The sequence below is a fragment of the Rhizobium sp. SG_E_25_P2 genome (assembly GCF_029892285.1).
In the GTDB taxonomy this organism is placed as follows: Bacteria; Pseudomonadota; Alphaproteobacteria; order Rhizobiales; family Rhizobiaceae; genus Rhizobium_E.
Window position 1 is genome coordinate 42,954 of the sequence record NZ_JARXVM010000015.1, and the last position, 16,234, is coordinate 59,187.

A 16,234-nucleotide genomic window follows, 5' to 3' on the forward strand; every position below is an offset into this window, starting at 1 on the left:
TGCACTCCTGCGAAAGATCCGCGCCATCCTCCTGGAAAGAGGCCTGCTGTGAACACTTTGAGTTACAAGGAATATCAGGCCTCGGTCGAATTCGACGACGGGACGCTGTTCGTCAAGGTTCTGCATCTCGACGATCTCCTGATCGGCGAATGCGATGCCGCACGCGATGCGTCGAAAGTGCTGGAGGACCTTGTCGAAGCCTATCTGGCCGATTGCGCCGAGGCTGGCCGCGAGCCGTCCAAACCCTTCAAGGGAAGTTTCAATGTCCGCATTCCGCCGGAGCTTCATTGAAAGGCAGCGATGCGAGCGGCTGAGAGACGTCTGTCTGTCTGTCCTTGAACGGCTGGGTTCAGAAGGTGCTGGAGGAAAAGATTGTAAATGCTACTGAAACGGCACCAAGCCTATAGCAGTGTCGGTACTGGTTTCATAAATGCCGAAACTATTTGCGAATACCTCAAACCTGAACTCGGGACGCTCCGGTCTAATAGTGCCATTAGCTTTGAAGTGGCTATCTAGAACGGCAGGGGTGTTTTTTAACGTTTCCTCGATTAAGTTAGTTTTTCTTAATATTAATGTCGCAATGCGTGTATGATTTGTGTTTGTGCCGTAGTGGCTAAGCATTTGTCTTGGTATGTAAATTTTCTGATCGATAACAATTGGGCACGACATTCCCGCAGTTCGAAGCCCCTGCAGTTCTTGTTCATCAAAGCAATCAGAATCATCGTGCCGTACCCCTAAGCCCTTTACCTCAAGAAAAAAATTACTATCCGGCCAATTGCTTATCACCTTCCTGACTGCTTGTTTTGAACTCCAACTCTTGTGATCAAAAGTGTCGATCAAATAGGCTTCTTCATAGGTGAATATTGCGAACATGACGCCTTTCGTCCGCGTCGTGAAACCGTCGTTTTCGACCGTGTTCGAAAGATGGAGGTGATGAATGCCCCAGTCGTTCAGGAGAAGATCGAAATCCGGGCGCTTCGAGGTGCTGAGCGGCTTGTGACGTTGGTTTTTCGTGAGCACAAACCCCTGGTTTACTGCTTTCGATAATCGCGATTTTAAGGATTTTCCAGTCTTGATGTCTGATATAAGGCTCAGAATTTCGTGCCGATTTTCGTCTTGATTTATCTTATTTGTCACTTCTTTCGACGGGAAAACTGTACGGGGACGCGGAGGGATTTGCCGAAAAAACCAGTTGAGGAACATTATAAGCAGTTCTTCAGTGCTTTTTGTTTGCAGACAGCGAGCTGTCGCCGGATCTCCAATTTTGTATGGCAGGTTGGCGAGTATATATGGCTTTATGGTTTTGTAAATATCACTCACATCCACTTCCTTTTGTGTGGAGTGTTTTGGATGTGTATATAAAATACAAATTATTATTATTTATGTTTGTTTTTTTGTTGTTAGCATTATAAACGATTGTGAATGGTTTTCGACTGTTTGATGTATTTGTATTTGTGTTCGCTATATTTATTTTTTCGGCCTTGAGAGAGATTTCAAGCGCTTCTTGTAGACCCTTGCTGATTTTTCTGAATACATGTTTGCTCATAGCAACTCCTTCGCTCTACGTTCATCATGCCATAGCCCCGGAAATCGTCAACAGCACGCATTTCCCTGGCTGCCGCGTCACTCAAATTCCGCCGAGGACTACCGCGTCGTCGATCGCCCGCGCCAACAAAATTCACGGAAAAATCTCTTCTTTCCTGATTGTTAACCGTCTTTGACCCATGGTTTTGGCCGCGCCGGGCGTCATATCCCGTCGCAGCCATTTCAGGCTCGAAATGACGCCGAGCGGCGTTTGATTAACGTGGGTTGGATCAGCCTCGATCCGCGTCTCCAGGGAGTTGCCGAATGTCGCCCCATTGCTGATGTCGTCATTGTTCACACGATCCAACACATCGCGATCCATTTTCCATTATTTATTCAAGGCTCCCAGTGTTTCGCATGACCGGGGCCTCAGCTGGTAAATTTCATGACCCTGTTCCATTCCCTGCGCAGCCGCTTGCTCATTCTGACGGCGGTCGGCTTCACCATCGGTCTCGTGGCGGTCACTCTGGCGGGATCGACGATCATGTCGGCGTCGAGCCGGGCCGACGCGGCGGCCGCCGCTCAGGGCTTGCTGCGGGAATATGCCAACGCCATCCGGGCGGACATCGTCCGCGCCGCCGGCCTCGCCAGACATTTGGCCACCACGGCGCAGGCGCTTGCGGGATCCAAGGACAAGAGCCGCGAAGATCTCGGACGGGTGGTCACCGGTCTCGTGGATGAGAATCCCGATCTTCTCGGCATGACGCTGGTGTTCGAGCCGAATGCGCTGGACGGGCGTGACGCGGACTTTGCCGGCCACCCCTATGCCGAGGCCAATAGCGGCCGCTTCGCCACCTATGTCTACCGCGACGACAAACAGAAGATCGGCGTCGAAAAGCTCGACATGACCGATCCTGCCGCCAAGGTCTGGTATGTCGGACCGCGCGACGCCGGCCGCACCCTTTTGACGCCATCCTATAGCGACAATATCGGCGGCGGCGAGACGCTGATCACCACCGTGGCCACGCCGATCAGGCTCAACGGCAAGGTGATCGGTGCAACGGGGGTCGATTTCGCCCTGGCGCATATTTCCACGACGATCGGCGCGCTCAAGCCGTTTGAAACCGGTTCGGTGTCGCTGATCGATGGCAGCGGCCAATGGCTCGCCAATCCAGACGGACAACTCCTGGGCAAAAAAGCTGACGATCCGTCTGTGCTGCAACTGGCGGAGCTTGCCCGGCGTGAGGGCGTCGCCGAGCGGATTCTGGACGGCGGCGTCTATCAGGCCGCCATTCCGGTGGCGTTTCCCGGTATCGAGGAAACCTGGCTTCTCGTTCTGTCGGCGCCTGAAAGCGCCATGGTCGAGGGCGCGACGTCGGCGCGCAATCAGATGCTGCTGATCGCCGTGGGCATTTTGGCGGTCGCGCTTCTGGCGGCTTTCGTTTCGGCGACCAGATTCGTCCGGCCGATCGAACAGATCACCAGTGTGATGCGTCGTCTGGCCGACAGCGATTTCGCCATCACCGTTCCCTTCGTCATCAGGCGCGACGAGATCGGCGGCATGGCGCGCTCGGTGGAAGTCTTCCGCAACGCCGCCATCCGCAATCAGGAACTTGAGGCGGATGCGGCGGCGAGCCGCGCGCGCGCCGAGAAGGAGCGCGTTGAACTGCAGCGTCTCGCCGAAGCGCAGGCCGAGGAGCGGCTGAACCAGGCGACGTCGGCGCTGGGGCAGGGGCTGCAACGGCTGTCGTCGGGCGACATGATGTGCGAGATCGCCACGCCGTTCTCATTGCAGCTCGAACCCCTCCGTCAGGATTTCAACAGTTCCGTCCGCCAGTTGCGCGGCGTGCTCGCCGATGTCGCGGCTTCCGTCGCCATCGTCACCAGGGGCGCCCAGGACGTATCGCTGGCGTCGAACGATCTCGCCCAGCGCACCGAGCAGCAGGCCGCATCGCTGGAGCAAACCGCGGCGGCGCTGGAAGAGATCACCGCCAATGTCAAATCCACCGCCTTGCGCACCAGCGAAGCGCGAACCACGGTGCATGGCGCGCGCGCCAAGGCCGACATGTCGGGCAAGGTCGTCGACGACACGATCGTGGCGATGGAGCGCATCGAGACCGCGTCTGAGCGCATCGGTCAAATCATCGACGTGATCGGTGAAATCGCCTTTCAGACCAATCTGCTGGCGCTCAACGCCGGCGTCGAGGCGGCGCGGGCAGGCGATGCCGGCAAGGGCTTCGCCGTCGTGGCCCAGGAAGTGCGCGGGCTCGCCCAGCGCTCCTCGGAAGCCGCTCGCGAAATTCGCCAGCTTGTCACGGATTCGGCGGAGGCGGTCGGCGACGGCGTCAAGCTGGTGGGCGACACCGGCGGATGCCTGACCGAGATCGCCGATCTCGTCATTTCCGCCAACAACCATATGGAGGCGATCGCCACGGCTTCTCAGGAACAGTCGGCCGGCGTGTCGGAGGTGAATGTGGCGGTCAACCACATGGATCAGGGCACCCAGCAAAACGCCGCCATGGTCGAGCATATGCGGGCGGCGGGGTCGGCGCTGGCGCAGGAAAGCGCTCGTCTGAGCGAACTCCTGTCCCATTTCCAGGTCGAACAGGCAGCCGGGACTGTAAGAAGAGCGGCTTGAGGGCGCGGCTTTTTGCTCAGCGGCGCTCGCCGGCCACGCGTCAGCCTCTGGGTCTGGCCACCCAGATGCCGGCGAGGATGATCGCGCCGCCCACCGCCTGCAGCGGCGAGACGGGTTCGCCCTGCAACAGCCAGGCGAAGCCCGCCGCCACCACGGCTTCGAGCAGGATCACCAGCGAGGAAAACACCGTCGGCAGCCGGCCGAGCGCCACCGACAACAATCCCTGGCCGCCGGCATGGCTCACAAAAGCGAGCGCGAACAGCACGCCCCAGCCAAAGCCCGTCTTGGGCAGAATGTCGCCCTCGATGACCAGCGCGGCCGCCAGCAGCACCACGATGGTGACGATGCTCATCTCAAACGTCACCCGCGCCGCGCCAGACCCTTTGCGGGCGGCGCCGACGGCGAGGAAATAGAGGCCGAAAAACACGCCGGTGCCGATGCCCAGCGCATCGCCCAGCATATGGGCGGGATTGATCGACAGGCTCTGATAGACCAGCGCCCCGCCGCCGAACAGGCAGAGCGCCAGCCCGATCAGCGTCGTCTTTTCCGCCTTGTGGCGAAACAGCAGCCAGCCGAAGATCACCACCCAGAGCGGCGCCATGGTGGCGAAGAAGGTGGCGTTGGCGATGGTGGTCTTCATGATGGCGAGATGCCACATCAGCAGATCGCCCGCGAAAGCCAGGCCCGACAGCAGGATCGGCAACGACCAGCTCTTGCCCTTGCCTTGGGCCGCGCTTCTTTCCTCGGCCTTCATCCAGGCATAGAGCACCGGCAGCGCCAGAAAGACCCGCCAGAAAGCGCTGGCGAGCGGCCCGACATCGGCGAACCGCACCAGGCTCGGCGAAATGCTCATCGCCAGCGCAGCGGCGATCATGGCGGTGAGGCCGATGGAAAAATCCGCGCGGCGGCGGCTCTCGTCTGCGGAAATCGGGGTCATCGGGCGTATGTCGCTTCTGGCGCGAGGGGCGGGGATGGCCTGCCTCTAGCGCGACGTCCGCGGGCGCGCAAGCAATTCAGTCGGCGATCTTTTCCAGCACGCCGACGAAACTCTCGGCGAAGCTCTTGAGGTGGTCGAGTTCGCGATCGGGCGGGGACACGCGCGCATCCATCGCGTCGTCTGAGAGAAAGACGAAGGCGAGCCTGGCGTCTTGCGCGCCGGCGTAGCGGATGCGCACTGCCGCCACGCGGCCTTTGCCGCCGGGCTTCTCCGCATGCGGCAGGTCGAACAGGAATTCGCCGCCGAGCGGCAGAAGCGCGGCCTTGACCGCGTCTGAAAACACCGGATGGCTTTCGAGCAGCAGGTCGACGGTCAGCGCGAGTTCGGTGAATTCGATCGGCTCCGGCGTGTGGGGGCTCGGGCCATTGATCGACACGGGCGCCGGCAGGGCGGCCTGAGAAGAGGTTTGCATGATGATCTCCTGTTCGTCGTCCCCGCCGTCACCTACATTTTCGGCAAAGCTGGGCGGATTTGAGGCGGGTGCTCGCCGGAACATGGGGAGCGCGTCGCCGTCGCCATTGCCCGCTTTCGCGAAACGGCCTATGTCGGATGTCTGAGATGTCGGCTTGCACATTGCTGTCGAGGAGCCCGAATGCCGGTCCGGTATGAACGTCCAGTTTCCCATTCGGCCTATTCGTCTCGCCGTCTTGCCTTGTTTTCACTGCTGTTTTTCGTGGTCGCCCTGGTGCTTCACCGGTTCGGAAGCTTCGAGACGCCGCAGTTTCTCGCGGTGGCGGCGGTGGCCGCGGCGGTGACGGGCGTCGCGACATTGATGGCGCTGCTGGGACTTTCCATGCTCTGGCGGCATGGCGCGCGCGGCGGGGCGGCCTCGGCTCAGGCCATTCTTGTCTCGCTGCCCATTCTCGCCGCGACGGCCTGGATGGCGCAGGACTATAGCGACTCGCCGCCGATCTACGACGTCACCACCGATCTCTCCCGCGCGCCGCAATGGCTCGAGGAGATCCGGGTCGATCAATCCTGGCTCGGGCCGCGCCTGCCGCCGGGCGAGGCCGACCGGCTGTTGCAGCAGGCGAGCTATCCCGGGCTCACAGGCCGGCGCTATGAGGGCGGGCTCGACCGCGTCTATGCTGCCGCCCGTCAGGTGGCGTTGGACATGGGGGTGCGGATCACCATGGAAAAGGGCGGCCCGAGCGATGATCTCAGGGCCTTGCCGTCTGGCCATCCGAACGAGCCGGCCGCCGATGCCCCCGATATCGTGCCGGTGCCGGAGCCGCGTCCAGGCATCGACGAATTGCTGGCCGCCGCCCAGCCGCAGGACGCCTTCATCCAGGGCGCCCATCGCACCATGCTGTTCGGCTTCCGGCAGGACATCGTCATCCGTCTGCATGAAGAAGAGGAGACGACGCTGGTCGATGTCCGCGTCGCCGCCCGCTACGGCCGCCACGATCTCGGCGGCGGCGCCGCGTTGATCGCCGCCTATCTCAAAGCGCTCGACGCAGCGCTTCTCGGCCTTGCCGGCGGTTGAGGCTCAGAGCGTGTTCAGCAGCGCGAATTCACGTCCCGCCGAGCGCAGTTCCGGCTTGAGCTCCGAGGGTCGTTCCAGCAGTCCGTTCGCCAGCCTGTAGAATTCCGTTGGCGAATGAGCGCCGCCGATATCGTCGGCCACATAAAGCCCATCGCCATTGAGTCCGGTAAAGACGTCGCCCGCGACCGGTGGGTGGAATTCCGGCTGAAAGGCTGAGGCGAAAGCGCCGCCGCGCCAGCGCGAAAACACCGTGCGCAATTCACCCGTAATCGCCTCGAAATCAGCCTTGTCGGTGAAGCCCCGGCAGTAAGCGGCTGAGGCGCGGGCGAAATTCGCCTCCCAGCCCGGCTCCATCGCCACGCCATGGGCGTGAGCGAGCCACATCTGCACCTGGCCCACCGCCGCCGGCAGGCCGAGCGTGGTCGGAAACGGGAAGTCGGCGAGCCAGGGATCGCGGTCGGTCTCGCGGCCCGTCTCGCGGTCGAAACGGTCATGCGCCTCGCGCAGCCGCTTCACATCGTAAAGCGCCGCCGAATTGGCCTCGGGACAGGCGCCGAAGGTCGAAAACGGCCGCGTGCAATAGACAAAGGATTCGCCTTCGGCGGCGGTCTTCAAGGCGGCGTCGTAATCGACGATCGGATGGCCGAACCAGACATCGCCGAACCGCTTGCGGATGCGCCTGAGCAGCCGGCGCGATAGCGCCGCGTGATAGATCGAAAAACCGCTGACGATGGTGGACGAGGCGTCGGCCCAGCCGAAGGCGCGGCGGCGCACGAACCAGGCGGGCATGTCGTGAAACGTCGCCTTGACCGGCAGCCGCACATTGCGTCGCGGCGTTCCGGGACTGCGCCAGGCGTAATGCAGATTGGTCCAGGCGAAGGCGTCCAGCCCCGGCTTCAGAGCCTCGGCGAGCTTCAGCGCCTCGACGAGTTCGGGATCGATCTGGTCGTCGTCGCCGATGACGCTCACCCAGTCGCCTGAAGCAGCTTCCACCGCCCGCTCCCAGTTTTCCTGCATCGACAGCACGCGATCGGCTGACGGCAGGAAGGTCACGCGCGGATCTGGCCTTGCCGCGACGAACGCAGCCATATCCTCGGCGTCGTCGGAATTGTCGGCCAGCACGAATTGCACATCGGCGCGCGGAGAGGCCAGGAGCGAAGCGATCAGCTCCTTGAAATAGCGCTGCCGGTTCCGCGAGGGAACGCAGATGGACAAATAGGGCGTGGGCAAGCCTTAGCTCCGGATCCGGTCTTTCTCCGGGTCTAGCCCGCAGGCCTTTCCTGAGCCTGTAAAATAGACCACATCAAAAACCTCAGTATATTGTCTCGAATAAGTTGCATTGATCAGGGGTTGAGATAAAACCACGTCTCGCCTAATTGAATTGATGCGCTGGGGGCCAATCGATGTCGCTTGTTTTTGTCAGCCATGCCGCTGTTGATAAGGAAATTGCACGCGAATTTAAAAATGACATTACTGCAGATTTTTTGGGTTTATGTGAAATATTTGTTTCTTCAAATCTCGATAGCATCCAGGCTGGACATGAATGGGCGAATGTAATTAAGCAAAACTTGGAAAAGTGCTCCATACTTGTAGGGCTTCTTTCACCGGTAGCACTTCAAAGGCCATGGGTTTATTGCGAATTCGGGGCTGGCTGGATACGGGGCATTCCCACAATACCGGTTTGCCATTCTGGTTTGGAAAGAGGTCAACTCCCAGCTCCCATTTCTTCATTTCAAGCTTTAAATCTCTGGGATCCTGAACATCTTGAGCATCTTTATAGTCTAGTTTCACAGTCTCTGAAATGTCGGGCGCCTGCCATCGACTTCGATGAGCGATCTAAACGCTACCATTCAATAACAGATCGCATTCGCTTGCAGAGGTTGATATTGGATTGGATGAAGCAGCTCTTCGTTTGGAATCCTCAGTTGTCGGTTAAGATTTTTTCTGGGTCTTTCGCAGATGATATTCTTGTTCCTGCTAGTTTTGATCAGCCATTTGAAGAGTTTATTCATGAGGCTGCACGACGAGGCTACCTAAAAATTGAGCGTGCCGGTATGGCTATGGGAACACGTGTGGGGGCACAGGCATCAGTCTTCACGTTTACTCCCGGTGATAACTTTTCGGAATTGGTGGGCCATCTCGCTTAGGAAAGGGCCTTAACTAGCCATTGTATATCCAGTAAATGCCCCTCAACAGCGGCGGACCATCGGTGACGACAGCGCCTTTTTCGACGAGATCCTCGATATGGGCGAGCACCGACAGCGCCGCCGCCCCATAGAGGCGCGGATCTGTGTCGCGATAGATCGCCTGGACCATGTCCGGGATCAGCCGGTCGCCCGCGCGGATGCGCTCCAGCACCGCCCGTTCGCGCATGCGCCTGTGGGTGCGCAGGCCCCGGCAAAAGGCGAGGGTGTCGCGCACAGGTCCGCCGTGGCCGGGCAGATAGATCCGGTCGTCGCGCATGAGCAGCCGGTCGAGCGAAGCCATGTACTCGGCCATGGCGCCATCCGGCGGCGCGACGATGGAGGTTGCCCAGGCCATCACATGATCGCCTGAGAACAGCACGCCTTCGGCATCCAGCGCAAACGCCATGTGGTTGGCGGTATGCCCCGGCGTGGCGACGCCTGTCAGCCGCCATCCGTCGCCCTCTATCGTCGCGCCATCGGCAAGCCCGATGTCCGGGACAAAGTCGATGTCGGAACTTTCGGCGAACGGATTGACCTCGCCGGCATGCAGCGGCCGCGCCGGCCGATGCGGTCCTTCCGCCACGATCAGCGCTCCGGTCGCCTCTTTCAGCCGCCGGGCCAGCGGAGAATGATCGCGATGCGTATGCGTGCACAGGATATGGCTGACCTCGCGGCCCCGGAGCGCCATCATCAGGGCCTGAAAATGCGCCTCATTCTCCGGGCCGGGATCCACGACCGCCACCGACCTGTCGCCGACGATATAGCTGTTGGTGCCATGGAAGGTGAAGGGCGAGGGATTGTTGACCGTCACGCGCTCGACGCCTGGCGCGACGGCCACGGCTTCGCCATGGCGCGGCTCGAAGGCGCGGTCGAACTCCGCGGTATCCATGCTCACTTATACTCGATCTCGATGAAGCTCATGAAACTGTCGCCGCGATTGACGACATTGTGCTCGACGCCGGCCTCGCGGCGATAGACTTGCCCCTTGGCGGCATCGACTTCGCGGGCGCCGTCCTTGTCCTCGATCAGGAAATGGCAGTCGGTCATCGGCACCACCACATAGCCCATGCCATGCACATGATGGCCGGTGTCGGCGCCGGGAACGAAATCCCAGCGCGTCACGCGCACGGCGGCGTCGTCGAGCAGCACGGTGGGTTCGGCGGGCGGACGGGCTCTGAAGGTCGACATCGGTGGCTCCTGAAAAGTATGAGGCGAATAGCGAATAGCGAATAGCGAATAGCGAATAGGCAATAGGCGGCAGCCAATAGGCAAGAGGCAAGAGGCAAGAGGCATAAAAAAGCAGGCGATGGAGATTGCCTCCCCATCGCCTGCCGGCCTACTCGCTATTGGCTATTGGCTATTGGCTATTGGCTATTGCCTATTGGCTACTGCCTCTTCGCCATTCGCTCACGCCGCACGGCGCTGATGCTTGCCTTCCTCGACTTCCTCGACGATCTTGGCCACGAAGGCGTCGAGATCGCCGGGATTGCGCGCGGTGATGATGCCCTGGTCGGTGACGACCTGGCTGTCTTCCCACTGCCCGCCGGCATTGATCACGTCAGTCTTGATCGAATGGTAGGAGGTCACGCGACGGCCTTTGAGCGCATCGGCCTCGACCAGCAGCCAGGGGCCATGGCAGACGGCGGCGACCACCTTGCCGGAGGCGACGAAATCCTTCACCAGCGTCACCGATGCTTGATCGGCGCGCAAAATGTCCGGATTGATCTGGCCGCCGGGGATGACCAGCGCGTCGAAATCCGCGACGCGGACATCCGCAACCGTCAGGTCGACATCGACGCTGTCGCCCCAGTTCTTGTCGTCCCAGCTCTTGATCGGCTCCTTCTTGAGCGAGGCGATCTTGACCTCGGCTCCCTCGGCTTTCAGCTGTTCGAGCGGCTTGCGCAACTCGGAGCGCTCATAGCCATGGGTGGCGAGAATGAGGATGCGGGCGGAATTGATCGAAGCCATGGGCTGTTTCCTTTCCTTGAAACTTTCAGATGACGAGCGCCGCCAAGGGCGCTCCGGAGCGATTGCACGGATGCCGGGCCAGACGAATCGCGCCCGGCGCCGAACGAACGGCCCGCAATCGGCGCGGCCGTCGACATTGTCGCTCCGTCCCTTTGAAATTCCCCAGACGCCGCTTCGTTCCCCGAAATCCGAAAAACCCGTCTATGCCGGCGGCAACCGGGCCGTGAGCTTGTGTCACGCGCCGGTCGAAAAAAAACCGTCAGACCCGATTGCGGCGCGGCCCGCGCTTTGCTAATCAGGCCTCGCTTCGTCGGCCCCGATCAGTGGCCGGCCCTGCTGGGGCGTAGCCAAGCGGTAAGGCAGTGGTTTTTGGTACCGCCATCCCTGGTTCGAATCCAGGCGCCCCAGCCATACTTGTAATATCCAATAAAAGCAGACACTTAAATTAATTTAGAAGTGGCTTCGATTTACTGTCTCTTGGGTCTAACACTCGGTAGTCGGCAGCAGAGCAGGATATCCTGCTCACATGGCGCCTTATCTCACGTCGGCCAGTAGATGCGTTTGAGCGGCAAGAGCTGCTTGGTTTCGATGTCGAGTCGGTCGTAATGTTCGATCAAAGCTTCCACCAGGCCGTCGATGGTCATCAGCGCCAGCGGAACGTTGGAGCGCTCCGCCTCGTAATAGGCTTCCTTGGTGAACCCGCCGGTGGACACATAGAGGCCCCGGTCCTGTGCGTGGCGATGTCCAGCGATGAAGCTTCGGACGGCTGGCGCGCCGATCGCGCCCTGGCGATGTTTGACCTCGACGATGATTTTCGGAGCCTGGAAGCCAAACCCATCGGGCGAAGCGACGATGTCCTTGCCACGATCGGGACCGGCCGGCGAAATCTGAGTCTTGTAGCCCATGGCCCGGAGCAATCCGGCCACGAGCTCCTGCATCTCCTCCCAATCGAGCGCTGAGACGCGATCCTTGGTGAATTCGAGGGCCTTGGATTGGATGTTTCTGAAAACGTCCTCCTCCTCCGCAGCAGCAGTGGCCCCGGCTGGCGCTGACGCGATGGCGAGAGGCGGAGCCTTGGACCGCAGCGCTCTGCGCAGATCGGCAATGACTGCGTCTGGAAGAAGAAAAAGGGTGGAAATGGAGCCAAGTGTATTCTTGCTCTCAACCCCAAGAAGATCGCGAGAGACTTCCCCCTCCCAGCGCACCGCACGCACATTCATGTCATTCGAGTCGAATGTTTCGTCTCGCCGATACTCGCCTGTGACCTCCCCAATCAGATAGACGCGTCGACTCGGATCGTAGGTGACGATGGGATCGCCGACCTGGATCTCGTTGCGGAACCGATGGATCTGTCCCGTTGCCATTGCAACGGCTTGGGCCTTCCATTCAGGCCAGGTCGCCTTGATTCGCTCTGCTATGGCTTCCCGTGTTCGGAGACTATCGAGCGAGCCGATCTCATGCCAACCGATCGCAACGGCTCCGGACTCCTTGAACGCGTCGTAAAGCCGTCCGTTTCGTTCGGCGCGGACCATCCAGGATTTAGTCATGCTGTTACCTCCATCTTGGTCCAATTGGCGAACTGGCCTCGACCCAACCGGCCATACCGCTGCGATCTGCCTGCCGAAACATTAAATCTTCTATCGAAACGCTCAGTTATCACGAGGATTATTCCAAATCGATCAGCGTGATCGTGATGCGCCAAAAGTTTCGTAATTACCGGCGACATCGCCTTATCTCTGGTCAAGATCTGACGTATAAGCGAGGTGTTGAGCGTGTTTTGATACTGGATCGGATGCTTCTGAACGATGCTGCTGCAAACGATTGATCAGTTCTACGAGGCGGCTTTGCTGCCTGAGCTCTGGCCCACCGCCTGCGAGGCGCTCGCCAAAGAGGTCAACGCGACGACGGCGACAATTTTCGCGATTGACGAACATGGCGGCCATCACTTCGTCTGCACGCCCAATATCCGCGAGGGCATCCTGCGGTTCTCGACGGATCCGCGGCGGCTCGAAAATCCTCGCCCCGCACGCGCACTCGAGCGGTTTCCGTTCACCTTCACCCGCGAACTCGCCCTCCTGACAATGGAAGAGTTGGAGCAGGACGTGGTCCTCAACGAATTCATTCGCCCTGCGGGTATGAACTGGTCGGTCGGTTGCGCCTTCCAGGAGCCCACGGGGCACATGATCATGTTCGATCTTCTTCGTCGAATGGGGATGGACCATTACAGCGACGCCGAGATCGCCCATCTGAATGCGTTGAAGCCGGATCTTGCGCGTTCGGTGTTTCTGGCCTCCCGGCTCGCCTTTTCCGAAGCCAGGGCCATGGCGACCACCTTGTCCTCGCTGGGACTGGCGGCCGTGGTTTTGGGAGCGGGCATGACTGTCCTGGCGATGAACGAGGAGGCCGCGGCGTTGGCTCCGCGAATTTGCGCCGGACCCTTCGATCGGCTGGTCCTGGAAAACAAGGCGACGACCGCGCTGATCAAAACGGCGTTCTCCGCTCTGGCGTCTTCGGCCAAAGGCGCCGTCCAATCCTTCCCCATGACGTCGTCTGACGGGCTGGAGCCGCTCATCCTGCATCTCCTGCCGGTGCGGCGATCGGCCCATGACGTTTTTGGTCGCGGTCTGGCTTTGCTGATCGTGACCACGCCTGGGAAAAAGACGGCGCCCGATATGCGGGTCTTGTCCGGTCTTTTCGATCTGACGCCCGCCGAAGGCAAGGCGGCGCGCGAATTGGCGCGGGGGAAATCTCTCGAGGAGATCGCGACCCTGCACAATGTGACGGTCGAGACGGTCCGGACGCATGTCAAAAGTATCTTCGCCAAGACGGGCTCCAACCGTCAGCCTGAACTCGTCGCTCTGCTGCTAGGGCTGTCGGCGCCGTGACGCCGGCGGCGGCGCCCACCCCATATCCCATATCCGCTCACACTCCGCTCCGCCATTAACCGCACATTAGGCATGTTGGCTTACACAGGGCCGCATGAGTGCTTCATCGTGTCAGATCGTCGCGTTTCCCGCCGCAGCCCGCGCTTCCGAGGTTCAGGAGGCGGCGCTGGTCATCAAGCGTCTTTCCACAGGGGAGGCGCAGGCGTGGTGGAAGAGCCGCGCCCGCCGCATGGCCGCCGAATTGCGCGCGGCCGGCGTGGATGAGGACGAGGTGTCCCACGAGGTCGCCGATTTCCAGAGCGCGGTGTTTTTCACGCTCACCCGTCTCTATGAAAACGACAGCCAGAGCGCGCAAGCGCCGCAATAACGGTGCTCATGCCGTTTCTTTCACCCGGTCCAGCCAGATCCTGATGGCGGCAAGCGCTTCCGGCTCGTCGAGAAAGGGAATATGAGCGCGATCGACCGTTTCGGCATTGATCATGTCGGGCCGGCGCGCCTGCATGGCCTGGGCGGCCTCGCGGCTGAGCAGATCGGAATTCTCCGCCCTGATCAGCGCGATCGGCAGATCTTTCAGCGCATCGAACAGCGGCCAGAGATCGACCGCCGGGCCCGAGACCGCCGTCTCGAAGCTCTGGCGGAGTTCGGGATCATAGGTCAGCTCCACGCCGGTCTCGGTCTCGCGAAAATGCCGCTCCGCCTCTTCGCGCCAGCGCGATGCCGGCACGTTGAAAAAACCGGGATTGGCGAGCGGCAGGGCGGCGGCGATCGCCTCCAGCGTCTTCGCCTGCGGCCTGACGCCGAGATAGCCGACAATACGGTCGAGCCCGGCCTTTTCCAGCACGGGGCCGACATCGTTCATGCACAGGCCGGACAGTCTCTGCCTGGCGGTGGCGGCGAGGAACATGCCGATCAGCCCGCCGCGCGAACTGCCGATCACGGCCGCTCGGTCGATGCCGAGATGGTCCAGAAGCGCCAGCGCGTCGGCCGCCTCCCTGGGTACGGTGTAGCTGGCGTGCCCCGTCCAATCCGAGCCGCCGCGGCCGCGACTGTCGAGCCGGATCAGCCTGATGTCGCCGAGATGCGGCGCGAGATAGTCGAAATCGCGGCCGTCGCGCGTCAGGCCGGCGAGCGCCAGCACGCACAAACCCTGTCCCTCGTCGCGATAGGCGAGTTTTGCGCCGTCCTCGGCGTGGAAATGGGGCATGCTCGGGCGCTCCTCTTGTCGCGTGCGGGGCCGGCGCGGCCGGTGGAAGAGATTTTTCCCCGATAGCATGGTTGTGGCGGCATGTAACGGAATTCCTCTGCAGATCCGGGGCGCTGACCGGCTGTGTCCGCCGAGCCGGCGCAGCTTTTGCCGTTGCTCGCCTTCCGAGCACTCTTTGTCGGGATCGGCCTTTGTGAGGCAATGGCGTCGACGCGAAACGAAACGGCATTGTGACACTGCCGCGCGGATTCGGCGGCATTCCACGTTTAAATTTTGTGTCAGGATGATGGAACCCGCAGGTGTCCTGCGTGTTTAAGACAATTGACGGTAAAGCAATCCATCGATTGACGTTAGGGGCGTGGGGCAGATGCAGTTCTTGATACCGCATTTGACCGCCGGCGTATTGACGCCTGCCGATATCGCCTTGCTGCAGAAAATTTTCGATGAGATCAGCGCCAAGGCCTGGTTCCCCAGGGATCTGGACCGGCAACGCGAATTCGCGGCGTATCTTTTGGCCCAATACCAGCGCGGGCTGGTGGCGCCGGATCGGTTGTCGGCCTTAGCCCTGGTCGCGGCGCGGCGAAAGTTCGCCCCGCCTCAGCCGTTGTCGGGCACGTTGATCCTGGTGGTGGAGGATGATTATTTCGTCGCCGCCGAGGCCGAGGCGCAATTGCGCGAAGGCGGCGCGGAGATTCTTGGGCCCTCCACCTCGGTGGCCTTCGCGATGGCCTTGCTTGAGGGACGCCAAGCGCCGTCGGCGGCCCTGCTCGATGTTCGCCTGGATGAGGAGACAGTGTTTCCGCTCGCGGAAGCCCTGGCGTCGCGCGGCATTCCCTATGTGTTCATGACCGGATATGGCGCAGGCGTCATTCCACCGCCGGAACGCCTGCGCCCGCTGTTTCACAAGCCGGCCTGCTGGAGCGCCGTGATCTCGACGCTCTCCGATCTGAAGTCCTGAAGGGGCGGTTCGCCGTCAAGCCTCCGTCGACAGTTTCATCAGCACGATGCCGCCAAGGATCATCAATGATGCGCAGGCCCGCATCGGCGTCAGCGCGTCGCCGAGCAACAGGATGCCGACGCCATAGGCGCCCACCGCCCCGATGCCGGTCCAGATCGCATAGGCAGGGCCGAGCGGCAGGCTGCGCAGCGACAGCGCCAAGAGCCCGAGGCTGGCGGCGAGCGCGACCACGGTGATCAGCGTCGGCAGGGGACGGGTGAACCCGTCGGATTGCTTGAGGAAATAGGCCCAGACCACTTCGAGAAGTCCGGCGGAGATGAGATAGAACCAAGCCATGACGGCCTCCTGTCGTTCGGGCCGTCCCGTCTGTCGTCATCGAGCGAGGTCG

Annotated in this window: 19 protein-coding genes and 1 tRNA gene; 9 read left to right on the plus strand and 11 right to left on the minus strand. The window is 60.9% G+C overall.

Going from position 1 to position 16,234, the window contains the following annotated elements:
• Positions 1-48: 48 nt before the first annotated feature.
• Entirely contained in the window at positions 49-291 is a 243-nt protein-coding gene (locus M2360_RS19365; protein ID WP_280776928.1) for a toxin-antitoxin system HicB family antitoxin, read from the plus strand.
• A 90-nt stretch (positions 292-381) separates the two neighbouring features.
• On the opposite strand, the gene M2360_RS19370 is transcribed toward M2360_RS19365, so the two are convergent.
• Both M2360_RS19370 and M2360_RS19375 read right to left on the minus strand, forming a co-directional pair.
• Entirely contained in the window at positions 382-1,320 is a 939-nt protein-coding gene (locus tag M2360_RS19370) for a hypothetical protein (RefSeq protein WP_280776929.1), read from the minus strand.
• A gap of 358 nt (positions 1,321-1,678) precedes the next feature.
• On the minus strand, positions 1,679-1,906 hold the full coding sequence (locus M2360_RS19375; protein ID WP_280776930.1) for a hypothetical protein: 228 nt from the start codon (positions 1,904-1,906) through the stop codon (positions 1,679-1,681).
• Positions 1,907-1,969: 63 nt separating this feature from the next.
• Here M2360_RS19375 and M2360_RS19380 point away from each other — a divergent pair, with 63 nt between their 5' ends.
• A complete protein-coding gene (locus M2360_RS19380) occupies positions 1,970-4,162 on the plus strand; it encodes a methyl-accepting chemotaxis protein (RefSeq protein WP_280776931.1) in 2,193 nt (730 codons plus the stop codon).
• Positions 4,163-4,202: 40 nt separating this feature from the next.
• On the opposite strand, the gene M2360_RS19385 is transcribed toward M2360_RS19380, so the two are convergent.
• Both M2360_RS19385 and M2360_RS19390 read right to left on the minus strand, forming a co-directional pair.
• Positions 4,203-5,099: a DMT family transporter gene (locus M2360_RS19385; protein ID WP_280776932.1), complete on the minus strand. Its 897-nt coding sequence runs from the start codon at positions 5,097-5,099 to the stop codon at positions 4,203-4,205.
• A gap of 76 nt (positions 5,100-5,175) precedes the next feature.
• A complete protein-coding gene (locus tag M2360_RS19390) occupies positions 5,176-5,571 on the minus strand; it encodes a hypothetical protein (RefSeq protein ID WP_280776933.1) in 396 nt (131 codons plus the stop codon).
• A 180-nt stretch (positions 5,572-5,751) separates the two neighbouring features.
• On the opposite strand from M2360_RS19390, the gene M2360_RS19395 reads away from it, so the two are divergent.
• Positions 5,752-6,645, plus strand: a complete 894-nt coding sequence (locus M2360_RS19395) for a DUF1499 domain-containing protein (RefSeq protein WP_280776934.1) — start codon at positions 5,752-5,754, stop codon at positions 6,643-6,645.
• 3 nt (positions 6,646-6,648) lie between these two features.
• Here M2360_RS19395 and M2360_RS19400 read toward each other — a convergent pair whose 3' ends face one another.
• A complete protein-coding gene (locus tag M2360_RS19400; RefSeq protein WP_280776935.1) occupies positions 6,649-7,875 on the minus strand; it encodes a glycosyltransferase family 2 protein in 1,227 nt (408 codons plus the stop codon).
• Positions 7,876-8,048: 173 nt separating this feature from the next.
• Here M2360_RS19400 and M2360_RS19405 point away from each other — a divergent pair, with 173 nt between their 5' ends.
• Entirely contained in the window at positions 8,049-8,792 is a 744-nt protein-coding gene (locus M2360_RS19405) for a toll/interleukin-1 receptor domain-containing protein (RefSeq protein ID WP_280776936.1), read from the plus strand.
• Between the two features lie 13 nt (positions 8,793-8,805).
• On the opposite strand, the gene M2360_RS19410 is transcribed toward M2360_RS19405, so the two are convergent.
• The 3 genes from M2360_RS19410 to M2360_RS19420 all read right to left on the minus strand — a co-directional run bounded on the left by M2360_RS19410 (position 8,806) and on the right by M2360_RS19420 (position 10,799).
• Positions 8,806-9,720: an MBL fold metallo-hydrolase gene (locus M2360_RS19410; RefSeq protein WP_280777061.1), complete on the minus strand. Its 915-nt coding sequence runs from the start codon at positions 9,718-9,720 to the stop codon at positions 8,806-8,808.
• A gap of 2 nt (positions 9,721-9,722) precedes the next feature.
• Positions 9,723-10,019 (minus strand): cupin, encoded by a 297-nt coding sequence (locus M2360_RS19415; protein WP_280776937.1) that lies wholly within the window; start codon positions 10,017-10,019, stop codon positions 9,723-9,725.
• Positions 10,020-10,238: 219 nt separating this feature from the next.
• Positions 10,239-10,799, minus strand: coding sequence for a type 1 glutamine amidotransferase domain-containing protein (locus tag M2360_RS19420; RefSeq protein WP_280776939.1), 561 nt, complete (start codon positions 10,797-10,799; stop codon positions 10,239-10,241).
• Between M2360_RS19420 and M2360_RS19425 the strand changes: the two genes are divergently transcribed.
• Together M2360_RS19425 and M2360_RS19430 are read left to right on the plus strand one after the other, a co-directional pair.
• Positions 10,786-11,094: a hypothetical protein gene (locus M2360_RS19425; protein ID WP_280776941.1), complete on the plus strand. Its 309-nt coding sequence runs from the start codon at positions 10,786-10,788 to the stop codon at positions 11,092-11,094. The two genes, M2360_RS19420 and M2360_RS19425, sit on opposite strands and share 14 nt — an antisense overlap.
• Positions 11,095-11,136: 42 nt before the next feature.
• A tRNA-Gln gene (locus M2360_RS19430) sits at positions 11,137-11,210 on the plus strand.
• 128 nt (positions 11,211-11,338) lie between these two features.
• On the opposite strand, the gene M2360_RS19435 is transcribed toward M2360_RS19430, so the two are convergent.
• Entirely contained in the window at positions 11,339-12,346 is a 1,008-nt protein-coding gene (locus M2360_RS19435) for a restriction endonuclease (RefSeq protein WP_280776942.1), read from the minus strand.
• 258 nt (positions 12,347-12,604) lie between these two features.
• Between M2360_RS19435 and M2360_RS19440 the strand changes: the two genes are divergently transcribed.
• Positions 12,605-13,684, plus strand: a complete 1,080-nt coding sequence (locus M2360_RS19440; RefSeq protein WP_280776944.1) for a helix-turn-helix transcriptional regulator — start codon at positions 12,605-12,607, stop codon at positions 13,682-13,684.
• A 94-nt stretch (positions 13,685-13,778) separates the two neighbouring features.
• Positions 13,779-14,051 (plus strand): DUF6074 family protein, encoded by a 273-nt coding sequence (locus tag M2360_RS19445; RefSeq protein ID WP_280776946.1) that lies wholly within the window; start codon positions 13,779-13,781, stop codon positions 14,049-14,051.
• 6 nt (positions 14,052-14,057) lie between these two features.
• Here the strand turns inward: M2360_RS19445 and M2360_RS19450 are convergent, their stop codons facing one another.
• Positions 14,058-14,888 (minus strand): alpha/beta hydrolase, encoded by an 831-nt coding sequence (locus M2360_RS19450; RefSeq protein ID WP_280776948.1) that lies wholly within the window; start codon positions 14,886-14,888, stop codon positions 14,058-14,060.
• Positions 14,889-15,255: 367 nt separating this feature from the next.
• Between M2360_RS19450 and M2360_RS19455 the strand changes: the two genes are divergently transcribed.
• Positions 15,256-15,846 carry a hypothetical protein gene (locus tag M2360_RS19455; protein ID WP_280776949.1) on the plus strand — a complete coding sequence of 197 codons (591 nt, stop codon included), beginning with the start codon at positions 15,256-15,258 and terminating at the stop codon, positions 15,844-15,846.
• Between the two features lie 15 nt (positions 15,847-15,861).
• Here the strand turns inward: M2360_RS19455 and M2360_RS19460 are convergent, their stop codons facing one another.
• Positions 15,862-16,182 carry a multidrug efflux SMR transporter gene (locus tag M2360_RS19460; RefSeq protein WP_280776950.1) on the minus strand — a complete coding sequence of 107 codons (321 nt, stop codon included), beginning with the start codon at positions 16,180-16,182 and terminating at the stop codon, positions 15,862-15,864.
• Positions 16,183-16,234 lie beyond the last annotated feature (52 nt).